The 17299-nt window shown below is 70.8% G+C and carries 18 protein-coding genes; 14 read left to right on the top strand and 4 right to left on the bottom strand.

Going from position 1 to position 17299, the window contains the following annotated elements; genetic code table 11:
• The first annotated feature begins 1 nt into the window (after position 1).
• The 8 genes from VHD82_RS25590 (at position 2) to VHD82_RS25555 (ending at position 8695) form a co-directional block, all read left to right on the top strand.
• Entirely contained in the window at positions 2-958 is a 957-nt protein-coding gene (locus VHD82_RS25590) for an ABC transporter permease (RefSeq protein WP_325709030.1), read from the top strand.
• The gene (locus VHD82_RS25585) at positions 955-1812 is read left to right on the top strand and encodes an ABC transporter permease (RefSeq protein ID WP_325709026.1); all 858 of its coding nucleotides are present in this window, start codon (positions 955-957) and stop codon (positions 1810-1812) included. Before VHD82_RS25590 ends, VHD82_RS25585 begins: the two co-directional genes overlap by 4 nt.
• Before the next feature lie 16 nt (positions 1813-1828).
• Positions 1829-3454: an ABC transporter ATP-binding protein gene (gene nikE, locus VHD82_RS25580; RefSeq protein WP_325709024.1), complete on the top strand. Its 1626-nt coding sequence runs from the start codon at positions 1829-1831 to the stop codon at positions 3452-3454.
• Positions 3451-4701, top strand: coding sequence for an acyl-CoA dehydrogenase family protein (locus VHD82_RS25575; protein WP_325709022.1), 1251 nt, complete (start codon positions 3451-3453; stop codon positions 4699-4701). Before nikE ends, VHD82_RS25575 begins: the two co-directional genes overlap by 4 nt.
• Before the next feature lie 2 nt (positions 4702-4703).
• Positions 4704-5384: an LLM class flavin-dependent oxidoreductase gene (locus VHD82_RS25570; protein WP_325709018.1), complete on the top strand. Its 681-nt coding sequence runs from the start codon at positions 4704-4706 to the stop codon at positions 5382-5384.
• Positions 5381-6217: an LLM class flavin-dependent oxidoreductase gene (locus VHD82_RS25565; protein WP_325709015.1), complete on the top strand. Its 837-nt coding sequence runs from the start codon at positions 5381-5383 to the stop codon at positions 6215-6217. Before VHD82_RS25570 ends, VHD82_RS25565 begins: the two co-directional genes overlap by 4 nt.
• A 10-nt stretch (positions 6218-6227) precedes the next feature.
• A complete protein-coding gene (locus VHD82_RS25560; RefSeq protein WP_325709012.1) occupies positions 6228-7529 on the top strand; it encodes an NtaA/DmoA family FMN-dependent monooxygenase in 1302 nt (433 codons plus the stop codon).
• Positions 7530-7612: 83 nt separating this feature from the next.
• Positions 7613-8695 carry an NAD(P)/FAD-dependent oxidoreductase gene (locus tag VHD82_RS25555; RefSeq protein ID WP_325709008.1) on the top strand — a complete coding sequence of 361 codons (1083 nt, stop codon included), beginning with the start codon at positions 7613-7615 and terminating at the stop codon, positions 8693-8695.
• On the opposite strand, the gene VHD82_RS25550 is transcribed toward VHD82_RS25555, so the two are convergent.
• Complete coding sequence (locus VHD82_RS25550; RefSeq protein WP_325709005.1) at positions 8658-9374, bottom strand: helix-turn-helix domain-containing protein; 717 nt, start codon at positions 9372-9374, stop codon at positions 8658-8660. The two genes, VHD82_RS25555 and VHD82_RS25550, sit on opposite strands and share 38 nt — an antisense overlap.
• 68 nt (positions 9375-9442) lie before the next feature.
• Between VHD82_RS25550 and VHD82_RS25545 the strand changes: the two genes are divergently transcribed.
• The 4 genes from VHD82_RS25545 to VHD82_RS25530 all read left to right on the top strand — a co-directional run bounded on the left by VHD82_RS25545 (position 9443) and on the right by VHD82_RS25530 (position 11354).
• On the top strand, positions 9443-9940 hold the full coding sequence (locus tag VHD82_RS25545) for a VOC family protein (protein WP_325709001.1): 498 nt from the start codon (positions 9443-9445) through the stop codon (positions 9938-9940).
• A gap of 42 nt (positions 9941-9982) precedes the next feature.
• The gene (locus VHD82_RS25540; RefSeq protein WP_325708998.1) at positions 9983-10345 is read left to right on the top strand and encodes a hypothetical protein; all 363 of its coding nucleotides are present in this window, start codon (positions 9983-9985) and stop codon (positions 10343-10345) included.
• Between the two features lie 51 nt (positions 10346-10396).
• Positions 10397-10960, top strand: coding sequence for a DUF305 domain-containing protein (locus VHD82_RS25535; protein WP_325708995.1), 564 nt, complete (start codon positions 10397-10399; stop codon positions 10958-10960).
• Between the two features lie 202 nt (positions 10961-11162).
• A complete protein-coding gene (locus VHD82_RS25530) occupies positions 11163-11354 on the top strand; it encodes a hypothetical protein (RefSeq protein WP_325708991.1) in 192 nt (63 codons plus the stop codon).
• A 33-nt stretch (positions 11355-11387) separates the two neighbouring features.
• On the opposite strand, the gene VHD82_RS25525 is transcribed toward VHD82_RS25530, so the two are convergent.
• Positions 11388-12092, bottom strand: a complete 705-nt coding sequence (locus VHD82_RS25525) for an aminoglycoside 3'-phosphotransferase (protein WP_325708988.1) — start codon at positions 12090-12092, stop codon at positions 11388-11390.
• A gap of 63 nt (positions 12093-12155) precedes the next feature.
• Here VHD82_RS25525 and VHD82_RS25520 point away from each other — a divergent pair, with 63 nt between their 5' ends.
• Positions 12156-13049: a hypothetical protein gene (locus VHD82_RS25520; RefSeq protein WP_325708985.1), complete on the top strand. Its 894-nt coding sequence runs from the start codon at positions 12156-12158 to the stop codon at positions 13047-13049.
• On the opposite strand, the gene VHD82_RS25515 is transcribed toward VHD82_RS25520, so the two are convergent.
• Complete coding sequence (locus tag VHD82_RS25515) at positions 13046-14209, bottom strand: helix-turn-helix domain-containing protein (protein WP_325708982.1); 1164 nt, start codon at positions 14207-14209, stop codon at positions 13046-13048. The two genes, VHD82_RS25520 and VHD82_RS25515, sit on opposite strands and share 4 nt — an antisense overlap.
• 85 nt (positions 14210-14294) lie before the next feature.
• Positions 14295-15881: a succinic semialdehyde dehydrogenase gene (locus VHD82_RS25510; protein ID WP_325708979.1), complete on the bottom strand. Its 1587-nt coding sequence runs from the start codon at positions 15879-15881 to the stop codon at positions 14295-14297.
• A 171-nt stretch (positions 15882-16052) separates the two neighbouring features.
• Between VHD82_RS25510 and VHD82_RS25505 the strand changes: the two genes are divergently transcribed.
• On the top strand, positions 16053-17264 hold the full coding sequence (locus VHD82_RS25505; protein ID WP_325708976.1) for an oxygenase MpaB family protein: 1212 nt from the start codon (positions 16053-16055) through the stop codon (positions 17262-17264).
• Positions 17265-17299: the final 35 nt, after the last annotated feature.

Below are 17299 nucleotides of genomic sequence, written 5' to 3'. Positions count from 1 at the left end.
CATGGCGCGCCGGATCCTGTGGCGGCTGGCCGGCCTCGTGCCGCTGCTGTTCGTGATCAGCCTGCTGGTGTTCTTCATCGCGCAGGCAGGCCCGGCCGACCCGGTCAAGGACGTGCTGAGCCAGAAGATGTCACCCGGGCAGATCGAGCAGATCCGCGCGGCGTACGGGCTGGACCGCCCGGCGTGGCAGCAGTATCTGAGCTGGCTGGGCGACATGTTCACCAACGGCGGCGGCATCTCGCTCAGCGTCCGCAGCCCGGTCTCGGGGATCGTGTTCCCGGCGTTCGTCAACACGCTGATCCTGATCGCGGGGGCGACGGCGTGCACCGTCGTCCTCGGGGTCGCGATCGGCTACCTGTCGGGGATCCGGCACGGCAGGCTGACCGACCGGATCGTGATGCTGTTCGTCCAGGTCGGCAGCAACCTGCCGGTCTACTGGTTCGGGCTGATCATCATCTGGCTCACCGCCGTGCGGCTGAAATGGCTGCCCGCCGGGGGAATGCACGACCTGCGCGGCGACGGCGGCTTCGGTGACCTGCTGCTGCACCTGATCGCCCCCGCGTTCGCGGCGTCGCTGGTGTCGATGCTGATCATCGCCCGGTTCGTGCGCGCCGCGGTGATCGAGAGCGAACAGTCCGACTACATCAGGACCTACCGCTCGCAGGGGTTCGGGCGCGCGGCGATCCTCGGCAAGCACATCGGGCGCAACATCCTCTCGCCGATCGTGAACATCACCGGGCTGACCGTCGGCTCGGTGCTGACCGGGGTGGTGTTCGTCGAGACGATCTTCTCCTGGCCGGGGATCGGCAGCGTGCTGCTGAACGCGATCGCCGGCTCGGACTACCCGGTGATCCAGTCCGGGATCCTGCTCGTCGCCACCACGTTCGTGCTCGTCAACCTGGTCACCGACGTGCTGCTGGATCTGCTCAACCCACGACTGCGCCGGGGTGACGCATGACGACGGCGATCGAAGGCCCACCGCGGCTGCGGCGTTCATTCCCTTCCCGGTTCGTGCGGAACCGGGAAGCGATGCTCGGCGCCGTCGTGCTCGCGGTCGTCGTGCTCGTGTCGGTCGCGGCGCCCTGGCTCGCCCCGGACGATCCGAACGCCGGGCACGCCGGGAACACGCTGGCGCCGCTCGGCACCGCCGGTCATCTGCTGGGAACCGACGATCAGGGCCGGGATGTGCTCAGCCGGGTGCTCTACGGCGGCCGTGGCGCGCTGCTGGTCTCGATCTCTTCGGTGACGGTCGCGGTCGTGCTCGGCACCGTGCTGGGGCTGCTCGGCGCGTTCGCCGGCCGCCGCGCCTCCGGGGTGCTCATGCGGATCGTGGACCTGCTGTTCGCGTTCCCGGTCATCCTGGTCGCCCTCTCGCTCGCCGCGATCGTCCAGCCCGGGGTCTGGGTGCTGACCGGCACGGTGGTGTTCGGCGCGGTGCCGTACGTGGCCCGGATCGTGTTCGCCGAGGCGAAGATCGAACGGGACAAGGACTACGTGGAGGCGGCCCGCGCGCTGGGCGCGTCGCCGGCGGCGGTCGTTCGCACCGAGGTGCTGCCCAATCTCGTTTCGTCGGTGGTGATCTACGGGACGAGCCTGGTCGGGGTCAACATCGTGTTCACCGCGAGCCTGAGCGCGCTCGGCCTCGGCATCCAGCCGCCTGACGCGGACTGGGGCCGGATGATCTCCGAGGGCGCCAAGGTCCTGGTGACCGGGAATCCCGGCGTCGCCACGTTCCCGGCGGCCGCCATCCTCCTCGTCGCGCTCGCGTTCAACTGGCTCGGCGACGGGCTGCGCGATGTCCTCAACCCGTGAGCAGGCAGGTGCACAGATGACAGCGGTTCTCACCGTGAGCGGCGTCCACGTCGACTTCACGTTGCCCGGCGCGACCGTGCACGCGGTCCGAGGTGCTGATCTCGTTGTGCGGCAAGGAGAAGTTCTCGCGCTCGTCGGCGCGTCCGGCTCCGGCAAGAGCGTCACCGCCGCCGCCGTCCTCGGCCTGCTGCCGCGCACCGCGCGCATCGCGGGCGGCAGCATCCGATTCGGCGACACCGAACTGACCGGGCTGAAAGACCGGCAGCTCAACGTGTTCCGCGGTGCCGGGATCGGGATGATCTTCCAGAACCCGGTCACCTCACTGGATCCGTCGTTCACCGTCGGCAGCCAGCTCGGTGACACCGCCCGGCTCCATCTGGGCGTTTCGCGCCAGGAGGCTCGCGCGGTCGCGCGCGACTGGCTGGAACGCGTCGGATTGCGCGAGGCGGACCGGGTCCTGCGTTCGTATCCGCACGAGCTCAGCGGCGGGATGCGCCAGCGCGTGATGATCGCGCTGGCGAGCCTGTCCGGCCCGGAGCTGCTGATCGCCGACGAGCCGACCACGGCACTGGACGCCACGGTGCAGAAGCAGATCCTCGATCTCCTGCTCGGGCTGGCGGCCGAGACCAGGACGGCGGTCCTGCTCATCACGCACGACTTCGGGGTGGTGTCGCACACCAGCACCCGGGTCGCCGTCATGCGAGACGGGGTGATCGTCGAGGAGGGCAGCACGGTCCAGGTGCTGAACGCGCCCGAACACCCCTACACCCGGACACTGATCGAGGCGGTCCCCGAGATCGGGCGACGCCATCCGCGCGCCGGCCGCGCTGCGCCGGGTGCCACACCGATCCTCGAACTCCGGGCGGTGTCCAGGGATTTCACCGTCGGCGGGTTCGGGACCGGACGGCACAAATCGGTGACCCGTGCGGTCGACGACGTGTCGCTGACCGTGCGCCGTGGCGAGATCTTCGGCCTGATCGGCGAATCCGGCTCCGGGAAGTCGACGCTGGCCCGGCTGGCGGGCGGGTTGATCCAGCCCACCGGCGGCACGGTCCACTTCGACGGTGCCGAGCTCGGCGAGGCCCGTGACCTGCGGCGGCGCTTCCAATACGTTTTCCAGGACGCCGCGACGGCGCTCAACCCCCGGATCACCGCCGGGGAACAGATCGCCCGGCCGTTGCGCAGGCTCGGAAAAGCCGTCAACCGCAAGGAAGCGACCGAGCAGGCGCAGCACGCGCTCGAGCTCGTCGGGCTGCATCCCGGCCACGCCGGCCGCTACCCCCGGGAGTTCTCCGGCGGGCAGCGCCAGCGGGTCGGGATCGCGCGTGCCATCGCGCTGGAACCGGAGCTGCTCATCCTCGACGAGCCGACCTCCGCCCTCGACGTCTCCACCCAGGCCGCCATCTTCGACCTGCTGCTGGAACTGAAGGCGAAGCTCGGCCTGACGTATGTCCTCATCGGACACAACCTGGCGATCATCGAGTCGCTGTGCGACCGCATCGGCGTGCTCCGGGAGGGCGCACTCGTGGAGACGTTCGGAGCAGGCGAACTGTTCTCGGCCGAGCGACATCCGGACACCCGCGCACTACTGGAGGCCGTGCTTCCCATCGATTCCCGCAGCGACGACAGAGAGGCATCATGACCGCGACCGAAGAACACACCGCACTGACCTACCTGCGTCCCGCCACCGCGACCGCCGCCGGACTCTCCGCCCGCTTCCAGCCCGTGTTCGACCGGGTCGCGGACGGCAACGTGCAGCGTGAGCAAGAGCGCGTCTTCCCGCACGAACAGGTCCGCCTGCTCAAGGACGCCGGCTTCGGCCGGGTGCGCATCCCCGTCGAACACGGCGGTTTCGGCGCTTCGCTGGAACAGACCTTCGACCTGCTCGCCGACCTCGCCGAGGCGGACGCCAACGTCGCGCACATCTGGCGCAACCACCTGGCCTTCGTCGAAGACCGGCTCAACGCGCGCCCGTCGGCAGGCAACGACCGGTGGCTGCAGCGGTTCCTCGACGGCGAGTTCGTCGGCGGCGGCTGGACCGAAGCCAACAACGGGACCTTCGCCACCCTCAAGACCACGGTGCGCCGGGACGGCGACCGGTGGCTGGTCAACGGCGCCAAGTTCTACGCCACCGGCAGCCTCTACGCCGACTGGCTCGACGTGATCGGCAAGGGCGAGGGGGACAGCGTGCTGACCGCGCTGGTGCGCCGCGACGACCCGGGCGTCGAACTGATCGACGACTGGACCGGTTTCGGCCAGCGCACCACGGCGAGCGGGAGCGCGAACTACCGCGACGTGCCCGCCGAGGAAGGCGATGTCTTCCCGGCCGGGGAAAGGTTTGTCTACCAGGGGCACTTCTACCAGACCGCGATGCTGTCCGTACTGGCCGGAATCACGCGCGCCGCGCTGCGGGACGGCATCGCCGCGCTCAAGGCGCGTGGCCGCAACTACCCGCAGGCCCTGGATCCCGAACCGACCGCCGACGCGCAGCTGCTGCAGGTTGTCGGCCAGGTTTCCGCGCACGCCTTCGCCGCCAAGGCCGCGCTGCGCACGTCGTCCGGCACGCTGGACGGCGTCGCCACCGCGCACGCGGACGGCGACGAAACCGCCAGGAAACAGCGGGTGCTCGAAGCCGAAGTCGCCACCGCACAAGCACAACTGGTGATCATCGAGGCCGCATTGCAGGCGACCACGACCATCTTCGACGCGCTCGGCGCCTCCGGCGTGTCCGAAACCAGGCTGCTGGACCGGCACTGGCGCAACGCCCGCACGCTGGCTTCGCACAACCCACGCGTCTACAAGGCCCGCATCCTCGGGGACTGGCTGGTCAACGACAAGGACCCGGTGCCCAACCTTGCGGCGCTCGGCCGCGGCGGCCAGGGCGACTGACCGTGCCGCCCGGAATCGGCTTCGCGCTGGACTTCCGCACCTCGTCCCGGGACATCGGCGACGTCGCCCGAGGCTACGAGGACGTGCTCGACACGATCGCCTACGCCGACCGGCTCGGCACCGACAGCGTGTGGGTGGGGCAGCACCATTCCGACAACACCGACGGTCCCTTCGCGTCGCCGCTGCCGTTCCTCGTCGCGGCGGCGAGCCGGACTTCGCGCCTCACGCCCGGGACGGGGATCACCACCTTGCCGTTCGAGGATCCGATCCGGCCGGCCGAGGACGCGGCGGTCGTCGACGCGCTGAGCGGCGGCCGGGTCCACCACGAAGTGTTCGCCGAGAAAGTGGCGCGGTCGGATGCCGCGCTCGAAGGTAAACCGCCGGCACCGGACGGCCCGCGCCTGTGTCCGCCGGGCGCGTGCGTGCGGCGACAGCTGGGGCAGGCCGCCACGAGTGTCGAATCGGCCGCCGGGGGCAGCGGGGACGGGCTGCGGCAGGGTGCGTTCTTCGACCCCGCGGACACCGGCCAGGCACCGAAAGCCCGGGCCTGTCTCGAAGCGCACCAACGCGCGCGGCCGGACGACATCGCCGAACGCGTCGCCACGGACCCGCTGGCCACCGGAATCGGGCCGGCGATCGGATGGCGTGCTCCGCTGAGCACCGCCGGGAAGGGAAACCGATGACGGCCCCGTACCTCGCGCTCGGCCTGGCCGGGACGCACCTCACGGAATTGACCGGCAGCCGCGAGCTGCTCGCCCGCTGGGACGCGCTGCCGCTGGCGTTCACCGTCCTGGGCATCGACCGGGTCGACGGGAGCCCGCCCGCGGGGTCCACTGTGGACAGCAGTGCGGCCGGTGCCGTCCTGGCCGGGCGCACGACGGGCGGGCGGTTCCTGATCGCGGCGAGCCCGCAGCGCGACCACCCCTACAACCTGGCACGCCGGGTCGCCTCGCTCGGCCATCTTTCGCGCGGCCGCAGCGGTCTGCTCGCCGGCGTCCGGGACGCGTATGCCCCGGGCGAATCGAGCGCGGCCCGTGCCCGTGCGGCCGTTGAAGCCGTCCGTGCGCTGGAGCAGAGCTGGCCGTACGACTCGGTCGTCGGCGACCGCGAGACCGGGATTCTGGTGCGCTCGAACGAAATCGTGCACGTCGATCTGGCCGGTGAGTTTGCCATCGCCGGACCGCTGAACGCTCCGGAACCACCGACGGGTGCGTCGGTGATCGCTTGGTACGGCCCGGACGCCCCGCCGGCCGACCTGGTCCTCGGCGGCGCCTCGGTGGTGGTCGTCCCGCTGGACCGGCAGCCACCGCGCGACGTCACCGGCGTTGTCCTGCGAGCCGAGCCCGGGCACTCGGTCGGTGAGGTACTGAGTGCGGCGGAAACCCTGCTGTCCCAAGGGTTTCGCCCGATAAGGCCGGGTGAGCCGCTGCGCTCGGCGCTCGGGCTCGCGGCCCCGCCGCGCAGGCCGGGCGGGCGCCCGGCCTTCCCCGTACCCCAGCCCCAGCCGTCGTTGTGAGGAGCAAGCCATGACCGAGCGCCGCGCGGGACACGTGATCCTCGGGATCAACGTACTCGTCCTCGGGTATCTCCCGGCCGCCTGGCAGTCACCGCTGCTGACGAAGGACTCCTTCGCGGACCCGGAATACTGGGCCACGATCGGCCGGACCGCCGAACGGGGCACACTCGACGCGATCTTCCTCGCCGACGGCCCGCAGCTGGGCGACCCGGCCTACGACGCGAACCCGATCCGCCTCGAACCCACCGTGAACTGGGGCTACGTCGCCGCCGCGACCGAACGGGTCGGGATGGTGGCGACCGCGTCCACCACGTTCAACGACCCGTTCGAACTCGCCGAACGCCTGCTGTCGTGGGACACCCTCTCCGGCGGTCGCGCGGGCTGGAACATCGTGACCACACGCGGGGCGGCGGCCGCGAGGAACTTCGGACTGCCGGACGTGCCGCTGCGCGACGACCGGTACGACCGCGCCTCGGAGTTCGTCGACGTCGTCCGCGCCCTGTGGGACTCGGCCGCCACCGGCCAGGACATCAGCCACCACAAGGAGTTCTTCGACATCGACGGCCGGCTTCGCGTGCCACCGTCGCGGCAGGGCCATCCGGTGCTGCTCCAGGCGGGCGGCTCGCCCAAGGGCCGGGCGCTCGCCGGCCGGGTCGCCGAAGGGGTGTTCGCGGCCGAACTGACCAAGGCCAAGGCCGTCGAGCACTACCGTCTGGTGAAACGCCTCGCGCGGGACAGCGGGCGCTCGCCCGATGACGTCAAGATCCTGCCCGGGCTGCTGCTCAGCCTTGGCAGCACCGAGGAGGAAGCACGCCGGCGCAGCGACGAACTCCATGACGCGGGCCCCGCCGCCTATTCGGTGCACTGGCTTTCGCAGTCGATCGGCTACGACGCCTCGAAACTCGAACTCGACGAACCGTTCCCCGAGGAGGTTCTCGCCGCTCCGGCCGATCCCCAGACCTTCCAGGGCAGCATGGGGTTCCGTGAGTCGATCGTCGCGCAGATCCGGCGGAGCAACCCCACCGTGCGCGAATACCTCAGGCAAACCCGCTACACCGGCTCCGGCCACGCGGGGTTCGTCGGCACCCCGGAGCAGCTGGCCGACCACATCGAGGACTGGTTCCACGCCGGCGCGATCGACGGCTTCAACCTCCAGCCGGACGTCCTGATCGACGGGCTCGCGGTGATCGCCGACGAGCTCGTGCCCATCCTGCGCAAGCGGGGTCTGTACCGGCACGAGTACGAGACCGAGACGCTGCGCGGCCATTTCGCGGCCGCCGCGCCGACGCCCGCATCGTCCACTGAGGACTGACGGGCCCGCGTTCACGATGTGGACCCGGTGGCCGCGCGGCGGCCGGGCGGCGCATGCTGTGCGACACGAACTGGGGAAAGGGTGTGCTGAGGGTGGCCGGGCGTGAGGTCGACGTCGTCGTCGTGGGTGCCGGTGGCACCGGCTCGGCCACGGCTTGGCGGCTCGCCGAGGACGGAGCCGACGTGCTCGTGCTCGAAGCGCGGACGGCCGATCGGGCTCCGGCGGCGCCATGGTCGGCCTCGGTGTTCCAAGTGGCGGGCGGTGAGCTCGCCGGTGGTGACCTGGCGTTGCGATGCCTGCCCGAGTGGCGCGAGCTGGAGCGGGACACCTCGTCCCGGGTGCTCGAACTGACCGGCGGCGTCGCACACGGGAGCACCTCGGCGCTGGACCTGCTGGCCTGGACGGCGGACGCGGTCGGCTCGCCGGGCCGGTGGATACCGGCCGCTGAGGCAGCGGAACGGTGGCCCGGGATCCGTTACGGCGAAAGGGTTTTCACGCATCCGCTGACCGGGCGACTCGACCCGGGCGCGGCTGTGCGGGCGCTGCGGCGGGCGGCCGTGCGTGCGGGCGCGGTGCTTCGCTACGGCGAGCCGGTGCGTCGCATCGAGGTGCGCGGCCCCGATGCCGTCGAAGTGCGCACCGGCAGCCGGACGTACCGCGCACGCCGGGCTGTGGTCGCGGCCGGGCCGTGGACCGGCGAACTGGCCGGAGGTCTGCTGCGAGTTCCGGTGCCGCGGGTCCGGCGGGAGCAGACCATGCGCTTTCCCGTCGCGCGCGAGGAATGGCCGGTTTTCCTGCACGCCCTGGACTGGACGACCCGGGCGGTGGGCGGATATCCCGGCGACGTCAGGGGAATCCCGTCGCCCGGCGGCATCGGAACCGGGTTTTTGGTTCCGGGCGCGGGCGAAGCTGATGTCGTGACCGGCTCCGCGCGGCTGCGCGCGTTGCGGCGTTACGCGCAGGAATGGCTGCCGGGTACGGATCCGGATACCGCGATGCCTGCTGAGGGCAGGTATGCGGTGACGTCCGGTTTCGTGCTGGACCGGGCAGGCCCGGTGGTGGCCGGCACCGGGTTTTCCGCGCGGCGCTTCCAGTATCTGCCCGAAATCGGCCGCCTGCTCGCCGAGCTCACGACGACCGGTGAACGCCGCCTCGCCACTCCCTGACCCTGGTGTCGCCGGGCTCGGCGAGGGCCGTACCCGCGGACGCCGCCGCGATGAGGCGCTGCCACGTCGTGCGGAGCCACTTGCGGTACCGGTCGGGTTCCAGGCCGAGCGTCTCGCGGATCAGCAGGTAGGTCTGGGCATGAGCCAGCGCGCCCGCGGTGTCGCACAGCCACTCCAGATCGGCTGTCGGTGGGAGGAGCCGGTCGCTGTGCATCTTGGTGAAGAAGGCGCGCATCGAGTCGCGAGTCGCCGCGCGCCCGGCCTTGGCTGCGTCCGCGATGACCGGCTCGACGGGCTCGGCCTGCTGTGCGACCGCGAAAACGTCACCGGCGCGGGCCATCAGGGCGGCGGTGCCGTCCGCGAGCCGGTCAAGGCGCTCGGCGACGGTGGGGGCGGCCAGCGCTTGCCGGTACCAGTCGCGGCTGTGCAGGTCGATGCGCTCGGTGTCGCCGACCACCGCGACGTCCACGACCCGCTTGAGCAAATCCGCCTTGGTGTCGAAGCGGACGTAGACGGTGCGGTGCCCGACCCTGGCGGCGTCGGCGATCGCGGCCAGCGTGGTCGCGGCGTAACCGTTGCGAACGAACAGATCCCGGGCCGCGGCGAGGATCCGTTGCTCGGTCTCGGCGACGCGGGCCGCACGCAGACCGGTCGGCCGGGGATTGACGGCATCACTCACAAGATGCATGATAACTGCATCAGTGCAGTGCCGCTGCATTTTCTCGGTTCTTCCCCGTGGAGGAAGACATGGCCGACGAAGCGCCCCGGCTCGACGGGGTCCACCACCTCAAGCTCCCGGTCAGCGACCTCGACCGCTCTCGCGCGTGGTACGAGTCGCGGCTGGGTTACCGGGTCAGCACCGAATTCGCCGAGCACGGCAAGGTCACGGGCCTGGTGATGACCCACCCCAACGGCGGCCCGATGTTCGCGCTGCGGCTGGACGCGGCGCGCGCCGGGGCGGCCGCCGGATTCGACTACTTCTCGATCGGAGTCCCGTCCAAGGAGGCGATCGACGTGCTGGCCGAGCGGCTGACCGGCTTCGGTGACACGCACGCCGGCGTGCGTTTCGCGACGATCGGCTGGATCCTGCCGGAGACGCACGACCCCGACGGCCACGAGATCCGCTTCTACACCACCGAACACCACACCGGCACCGACGACCCCGAGATCAGCCGCGTCGACGACGCCCGCGCCACAGCCGCCCGCCGCGAACAGGCCCACGTCGCGGGGCAGGGATCGGGATAGCGCACTCCGTTGTCGCACCGGAAATCCGATATCGTGGGGCGCGTGAGCAGGACCGGGCACAGCCAGCTGGTGCGATGGTTGCTGCTCGCCGTCGTCGCGCTGGGCCTGATCTTGATGCACCACGCGCCGGCCGCGCAGGACGGTTCCGGGATGCACGGCGGGGCGGCGGTGGTCATGCCGGCGGCGTCGCCGCCGGACGCCGACGGGATGGGCGCCATGCTGCACGAGTGCCTGGCGATCCTCGGCCAGTTCGCTTTGGGCGCCCTGCTCCTGTTGCTGGTTTTCGCCGCCGGTTTCGCCCGCGGCCCGGGCGTGCGGAGGTTGCCGGCTCCACGGGCGCCGGACCGGCCGAACACCCTGGCGGGCCGTTCCCTTCTTGCTTCGGTGTGCGTGTTGCGGCTGTGAGGTGACCTGCTTTCGCAGGCATCGCACACCTCTCATCGAAGGAAGATCAGCATGCGCAAGACAATCGTGGGTACCGCCTTGGCCATCGCCGGGCTGCTCCTCGCCGGCTGCGGCGGTAACGACTCCATGTCCGGCATGGCCATGAGCAGCAGTGCGACCGCGGCGGCACAGCCGGGCGCGCACAACGCCGCGGACGTCACCTTCGTCCAGGAAATGATCCCGCACCACCGGCAGGCCGTGGCGATGGCACAGCTCGCCACCGCGCGGGCCTCGAACGCGCGGGTGAAGGACCTCGCCGGCCGTATCGAGCGGGCCCAGGGCCCCGAGATCCAGCAGATGACCGGCTGGCTCACCGAGTGGGGCGTCGCGCCGGGCGGCTCGATGCCCGGCATGATGAGCGACGCGGACATGGGGAAACTGCGGCAGGCCGGTGGAACCGAGTTCGACAGGATGTTCCTGCAGATGATGGTTGCCCATCACCAGGGCGCGGTCGACATGGCCGAAACCGAGCTGGCGGATGGGGCCGACGCCGATGCCAAGGCCTTGGCGCGGCGGATCAGTGACAGTCAGACGGCGGAGATCGCCGAGATGCGGCAGCTGCTGACCGGGCTCTGACCGAACCAGGGTGAGGGGGCGACCGCCCCCTCACCCTGGCCGGTCCAGGGAGCTGTCCACTTTGGAGGGTCTGGCGCGTGGACCGGGCCGCCGGGTGGCGTTACCCCATCCGGGCAATCCGGCCCGGAAACCCTGTGCGTCGCGGCTGCTCCCTCGTATGGTTGATCACGGTCGGCAACGGTGCCGGGCTGGGAGGTGCTCCATGCCGCGACGCAGCGCGATGTCCGCCCTGTGGCAACATTTCGTCCGTGGGCTGATCATCACGGGCTGCTTGAACGGCGGCTCGGCGCAGCTCTATCCCGAGTATCTCAGAGCGCGGGAAGAGGCCGAGGCCGAAGCGGCCGGGGATGTCGACTGGTCGATTCCCCACCGGTGGTTCGACCTGGCGCACTGACCCGTGCGTGGCCTGGCCGGCCGGGTGAACCGCTCAGCCGGACAGCTCCCACAGGCGCCGGTAGAACCCGATGCGCTCCTCATCCCGCGCCACGCCGTACGCCTCCAGCAGCGGTCCCTCCCAGCCCGGGCCGTAGTTCCACTGGGTGCTCCAGGTGGCGATGGCGAGGTCGGCCCAGCGGTCGCCGAGCCCGAGTGCGCCGAGGTCCACGTGCCCGGTGCAGGTGCCGTCGCCGGCGAGCAGCGTGTTGGGGGCGCAGGCGTCGCCGTGGCAGACGACCAGCTCGTCGACAGGCGGGATGTCCCTGGGGGTCAGGCTTTCGACGCGTTTGATGCGCTGTCCGGCCGACCAGTCGAACGGGCAGCCCTGGACCGGCAGCGCGTCGTGCAGGGCGCGCAGCCCGGCGCCGATGCCGCGGACGGCGGTGGCGGGGTCACGCAGCCAGCGCTCGTCGACGGCGGAGCGGCCGGGCAGTCCCGCGGTGAGGAGCCACGAGCCGGTGCCGTCGCTGCCGTGGCCGAGGACGCGCGGCACAGGTGTGAAATGGGCCGCCCAGCGCAGGCGCACCACTTCGGCGCTGAAGTCGCCCACAGGCATCCACTTCACGAACCGCGCGCCGATCCGGAAAGTCAGGCCGCCGAGTTCGTTGCGCCACACCGTTTCCACCGGTTCCCCGCGCGCGAGCCGGGTGACTATCGGCGGGACGTCGACCGGTTCGCTGGGAGCCTTGGCGATCATTGTGCCATTCTTCCAGGGAAAATCCCCGATGCCGCGGGCGTGCCCGCTCGTTAGCGTCGGTTCGTGATCAGACGCTTGGTGCTCGTGTTCCTCGGCGGCGCGGCGGTGGTGCTCGTGCCCTGGATCGTCTACCTCGCGCATACGCTGCCTGATCGCTACGACACGGGCCAGTGGCGAACGGCGTGGGTCGGCTTCGACGTGGCGCTGATGGCGTGTTTCGCGGGCGCGGCGTGGCTGGGCCTGCGACGACGGCGCGCCGCGGTGCCGTTGCTGGCGGCCACGGCGGCCTTGCTGTGCTGCGACGCCTGGTTCGACGTGCTGCTCGACTGGGGCTCGTCCGACCGTTGGACGAGCGTCGGGCTGGCGGTGTTCGCAGAGCTCCCGCTCGCGGTTTTCCTGTTGCTGGCCGCCCGGCGCTTGCTCACCGGCGACCTGCGGCGGCGTGTGGTGACGCTGCGGGACATCGAGCTGGCCGGGGACGCGCGGTACCAGGAGCTGATGCGCGAACTGCCTGCCACCACGGCGGAACTGGCCGCGCGGACCGGCCGTGCGGAGACGGAAATCCAGCGGTGCCTGGAAACCTTGGCCGCGGCGGGTTTCGCGCGGCGGCGGAACGCCCGGTGGCGCGCGCTTCCGGTGGACCTGCGCGAGCCGAGCCCGGCCGAGTACACCGGGCCGCAGCGGGCGCGAGTGACGAAGTACCTGGAGGACAAGTACGCGCGGGAACTGAAGTTGCTGTCCTGGGCGGCGGACCATCGCGACGAGTTCGGCCCGTGGGGCAAGGCATCACGCGCCGCGGCCCGGCTGACGGATGCGGAGCTGCGGGCGTTCGAGGCGGAGTACATGGAGCTGCTCGCCCGGTACTGCGGGCGCCGCCCGGCCCCCGGCGCGCGTGAGGTGGCGGTGCGGTTCTACGCCTTTCCAAGGCCGGTGGTCACGGCGGCGACCGAACCCTAAAGACCAAGCGCGCCAACGAGTAACGACCCGACAGCGGCCCGGTTGCCGGGAGTGTCGTGCCACCGCAAGCGGCGTCCGGCCTCGACCACGACGCCGAAACCGGCGTGCACCAGGACTCGGGCCTGGCGGGAATCGAGGTCCGGGCGGGCCGAGCGCAGTTGCTGTTCCCAGACAGCGATGTGTTCCCGCTGCGCCACGACCAACGGGCGCTGCAACGCGGCAGGCAAGCCGACCAGCTCCGCGTTCGCGACGCTGGTCAGCGCGGTGCGCTCGAAGCTGTAGGCCACGTAAGTCGCCGTGAGCGCGACGAGGGCGTCGTGCGGGTCGGCCACCCCGCGAAGGTTCTGTTCCACCGCCTGCGCCAGCACGGCCGCCGCCTGCAGACAGGCCGCCGCCAGGATGTCGGCCTTGCCGGGGAAATAGCGGTACAGCGCGGACGGGACCAGCCCCACGGCCTCGGCTATCCGGCCGTTCGTGACATTGGCGAACCCGTCTTTTTCGAACAGCGGGATGGCGGCTTCGAGGATCTCCGCGCGCCGGGTGCGTGCCACGGGCTGGGCCGGCAGCTCGACGAACCGCGCGTCCCCGATGCCCGCGGCGGGGTCGGTCGCGATCACGCGCAGCGCGGACGCCAGCAGCAGATCTTCGACCCGGCGCTGGGCGATCGACGTGTGATGCATCGTGATGGACCCGATGGCACCGAGGGCCGCGACAGCCCGCAGATGCTCCTCGGGTGACGGGTGCTCGAGGCCCATCGCCTCGGTCACCCTGTCGACGACGTGCGCGAACTTCGCCCTGAGCAGCCGCCGGTCCTCGCGGTTGAGGTACCGGGCCTCCCAGCGGTGCACGCCGCCCGAAGCACGATGGGTGACGGTGACGCGGGTGGCCGCCGCGAGCACGTCCGTCAAGGCCGCGTCGCGAGGCACATCGTCGACCGCTTCGACGAGCCGGTCCGCCATGACGTTCGCGCACTCCGCGAACAACGCGTACTTGTTCGGGAAATGCCGGTACAGGGCCGCCGCGGTGATGCCGACGCCCACCGCGATCTCCTCCATCGCCGCCGCGTGATAACCGCGCTCGCTGAACACCCGGCCGGCCGCTTCGACGATGAGCTGCTTGCGGTTACGCGGCCGGACGCCCGCGGTCGGCTCGGCGGTCACAGCGGCGCCTGGGCGGACGGGCACGGGTACAGGGCCATACGCGCCAGTCAACCACGAACCGGACCGCACCCCGGAGACCCGCCGCTCATCGCACCCGCAGCCGTCGCAGCAGGGCCAGCTGCCGGTTGGTGTTGCGGACGAAACCGCCGACGGACGACTTGGGCGACGGGCCCAGCGGCAACAACCGTTGCGCGGCGATCGTTTGGATCTCGGTGTATTTGCGGATTCCTTCGGCCCCGTGGCGCCTGCCGAGCCCGCTGTCGCCCATGCCGCCCATCCCGGCCTCGATGCTGCCTGCCGCGGCGGTTGCGCCGTCGTTGATGTTGACCGAGCCCGAGCGGATCCGCGCGGCCATCCGGTGGGCCGCACCGCTGTCACGCGACCAGATGGACGCGGACAGGCCGTAGTTTCCCTGATTTGCCAACGAAACAGCGTCGTCGTCGGTGGCGAACGGGTACAGCGAGATCACCGGGCCGAACGTTTCCTCGGCGCAGACGGCCATCTCCTGCGTGACGCCCTCCAGTATCGTCGGCTCGTAGCACAGCGGCCCGAGGTCCGGCCGGGCCCGGCCGCCCGCCAGCACGGTCGCTCCTTTGCCCGTGGCGTCCTCGATATGCGCCTCGACGGCCGCCAGCTGGGCCGCCGAAACCAGAGACCCGATATCCACCGAGTAGTCGAACGTCTGGCCGAGCCGCAGCGCGTTGGTGACACGTACGAGCTCGTCGCGGAACCCGTCGTAGACCTTCTCGTGTACGTAGACGCGCTCGATGTGGATGCACATCTGCCCGGTGTTGGCGAAGGCCGCGGCCGCCGTGCCGGCCGCCGCGGCGGCGAGGTCGGCGTCCTCGCGCACGATGAGCGGGTTTTTTCCGCCCAGCTCAAGGGAAGCCCCGACGAGCCGTCGCGCGGCGCGTTCCGCCACCGTGCCGCCGGTGGCCGTCGACCCGGTGAAGCAGACGAAGTCGACGGCGTCGACCACGGCGGTGCCGACCACGGACCCCGGACCAGCCACGATCTGCCACAGGCCGGCGGGCAGGCCCGCTTCGGCCAGCAGGTCGCGGGTCCACAGCATGGTCAGCGCGGTCTGGGAATCGGCCTTCGAGACGACCGCGTTGCCGGCCAGCAGGGCGGGCAGCACGTCACCGACGCCGAGGTAGAGCGGGTAGTTCCAGGGCGAGATGATGCCGACGACACCCTTGGGCACCCGCACTTCCTTGACCTTCGTCAGGCCGGGCACCATCCCGCGCACGTGGTTGGTGGCCAGGTAATGCCGCGCCCGCCGCGCGTAGTGCCGGGCGATCGTGGCGACCTGGGCCACCTCCTGCCAGGCGTGGAAGCGCGCTTTGCCCGTCTCCCACTGGATCAGGTCGAGCACCTTGTCCTGGCGTGCCGGCAACAGGTCGTGGAAGGCGAGCACGATCTCGCCCCGGCGCCCGATGGACGTCTTCGCCCAGTCCCGCTGGGCTTTCCGGGCGTCGGCGACGGCGGAGGCGACATCGGCGGGGGTGCACGAGGGCACGGCGGCGATCGGCGACAGGTCGTACGGCGCGACGGCGGTGAGCGGCTCCACCTCGGAATCCCCGTCCGGGCGCACCCACGCGCACCACTGCGCGACCAGCTCGTCGGTGACCCAGGCGGGCCGGGAACTCGTCGACGTGGCGATCGGGCTCATGCGGGGCTCCTCGTCGGGTAGCGGAGGGGTTGCAGGTTGGAGATGCCCCTTGCCGACGGGCCGCTCGCCTGGATATGTTAACGAGAAATCTCACACTCGATCAAGGGGTTGCGGCGGCCACATCTTCGACAAAGACTCGTCTTACACCTACCAAGGAAGCTAGGTAAGTAAATGAACAATCTCAGCAGAAGAAGCGCCCTGTCGCTCGGTGTCGCGCTGGGCCTGGTGGGCGTGGCCGGTGCTGCCCCGGCGTGGGCGTGGTCGCCGAAGGCTTCCGTCGCCGGCGCCGGCACGGGCACCGACCCGTGGTGGGTCTGGGACGACGACGTGGACAGTCTGCTGGCCGGGCTGCTCGACAGTGGCCAGGTGCCGGCGGTCAACACCGCGCTGAAGTCGTGGGTGAACAACAGCGATCCGTTGCCGGCCGGCCTCCCCGCCGACCTCGCCACCTACCTGCAGGGGGTCAACCAGCTGCCTTCGTGGGCCGATCGCGGCAAGCTGCGGCTGGCCGCGGATTTCAACCGGCGCAAGGACACCTATCTGTTCATGCTGTACGGGCTCGGCAGCGGCATCATGAGCACCGTCATCCCGCGGGAGGCCGCGTCGGTCTACTGGTCCGCGGGTGGTGCCAACATGAAGGACCGCGCGGCCAAGACGTTCACCTTCGGCTACGACCTGAGCGACCTGAACGCGTTCGAACCCTCGGGCCAGTTCCTGGTCACCGCCAACAAAACCCGCCTGGTACACGCCGCGGTCCGGCATCTGCTGCCGAACTCGGCGCACTGGAAGGCGGCGGTCCCGGACGAGCGGATCCCGATCAGCAACGGCGACATCCTGGTCACGTTCCACAGCCTCGGCACCTACGTGCACAAGAAGCTGAAGGAATGGAAGGTCCCGATGTCGGCCGCCGACGAGGACGCCTTCCTGCACATGTGGCAGGTCGCCATCCACATGCTCGGCGTGCACGACGAGTTCATCCCCACGACCTGGGCCGCTGCCGAGGCGCAGTCGGCGCAGGTGCTGACCCCGATCCTCGCCCCGACCACCGAGGGCAAGGAGCTGGCCCAGGACCTGCTCGGGCTCACCGCGCAGCTCGACGGCGGGCTCACTCGCGGGTTCCTCAACGAGTTCGTGCGCTACGTGCTCAGCGACGCGATCGGCGACTGGCTCGGCCTGCCGCGCGACTACGCGTCCGCGACCCTCATCCGCGCCGGGTGGCCCGCTTACATCGCGTTCCGGGAAGGGCTGCTGCCCGTCGCGCCCGCCGGGTTCTACGTGTTCGACCAGGCCCTGCGCGCGATCGCGATGCTGTTCCTCAACAACGTCACCTCCCCGACGACCACCCCCATCACGATCCCCACCGCCAACCGTCCGGGAGCCTGAGCCGGGGCATCCGCCCGCTTGACCGCGGGCGGATG

The organism is Amycolatopsis sp. (assembly GCF_035546795.1).
Classification (GTDB): domain Bacteria; phylum Actinomycetota; class Actinomycetes; order Mycobacteriales; family Pseudonocardiaceae; genus Amycolatopsis_E.
This window is presented reverse-complemented; position numbering and strand designations above follow the sequence as displayed.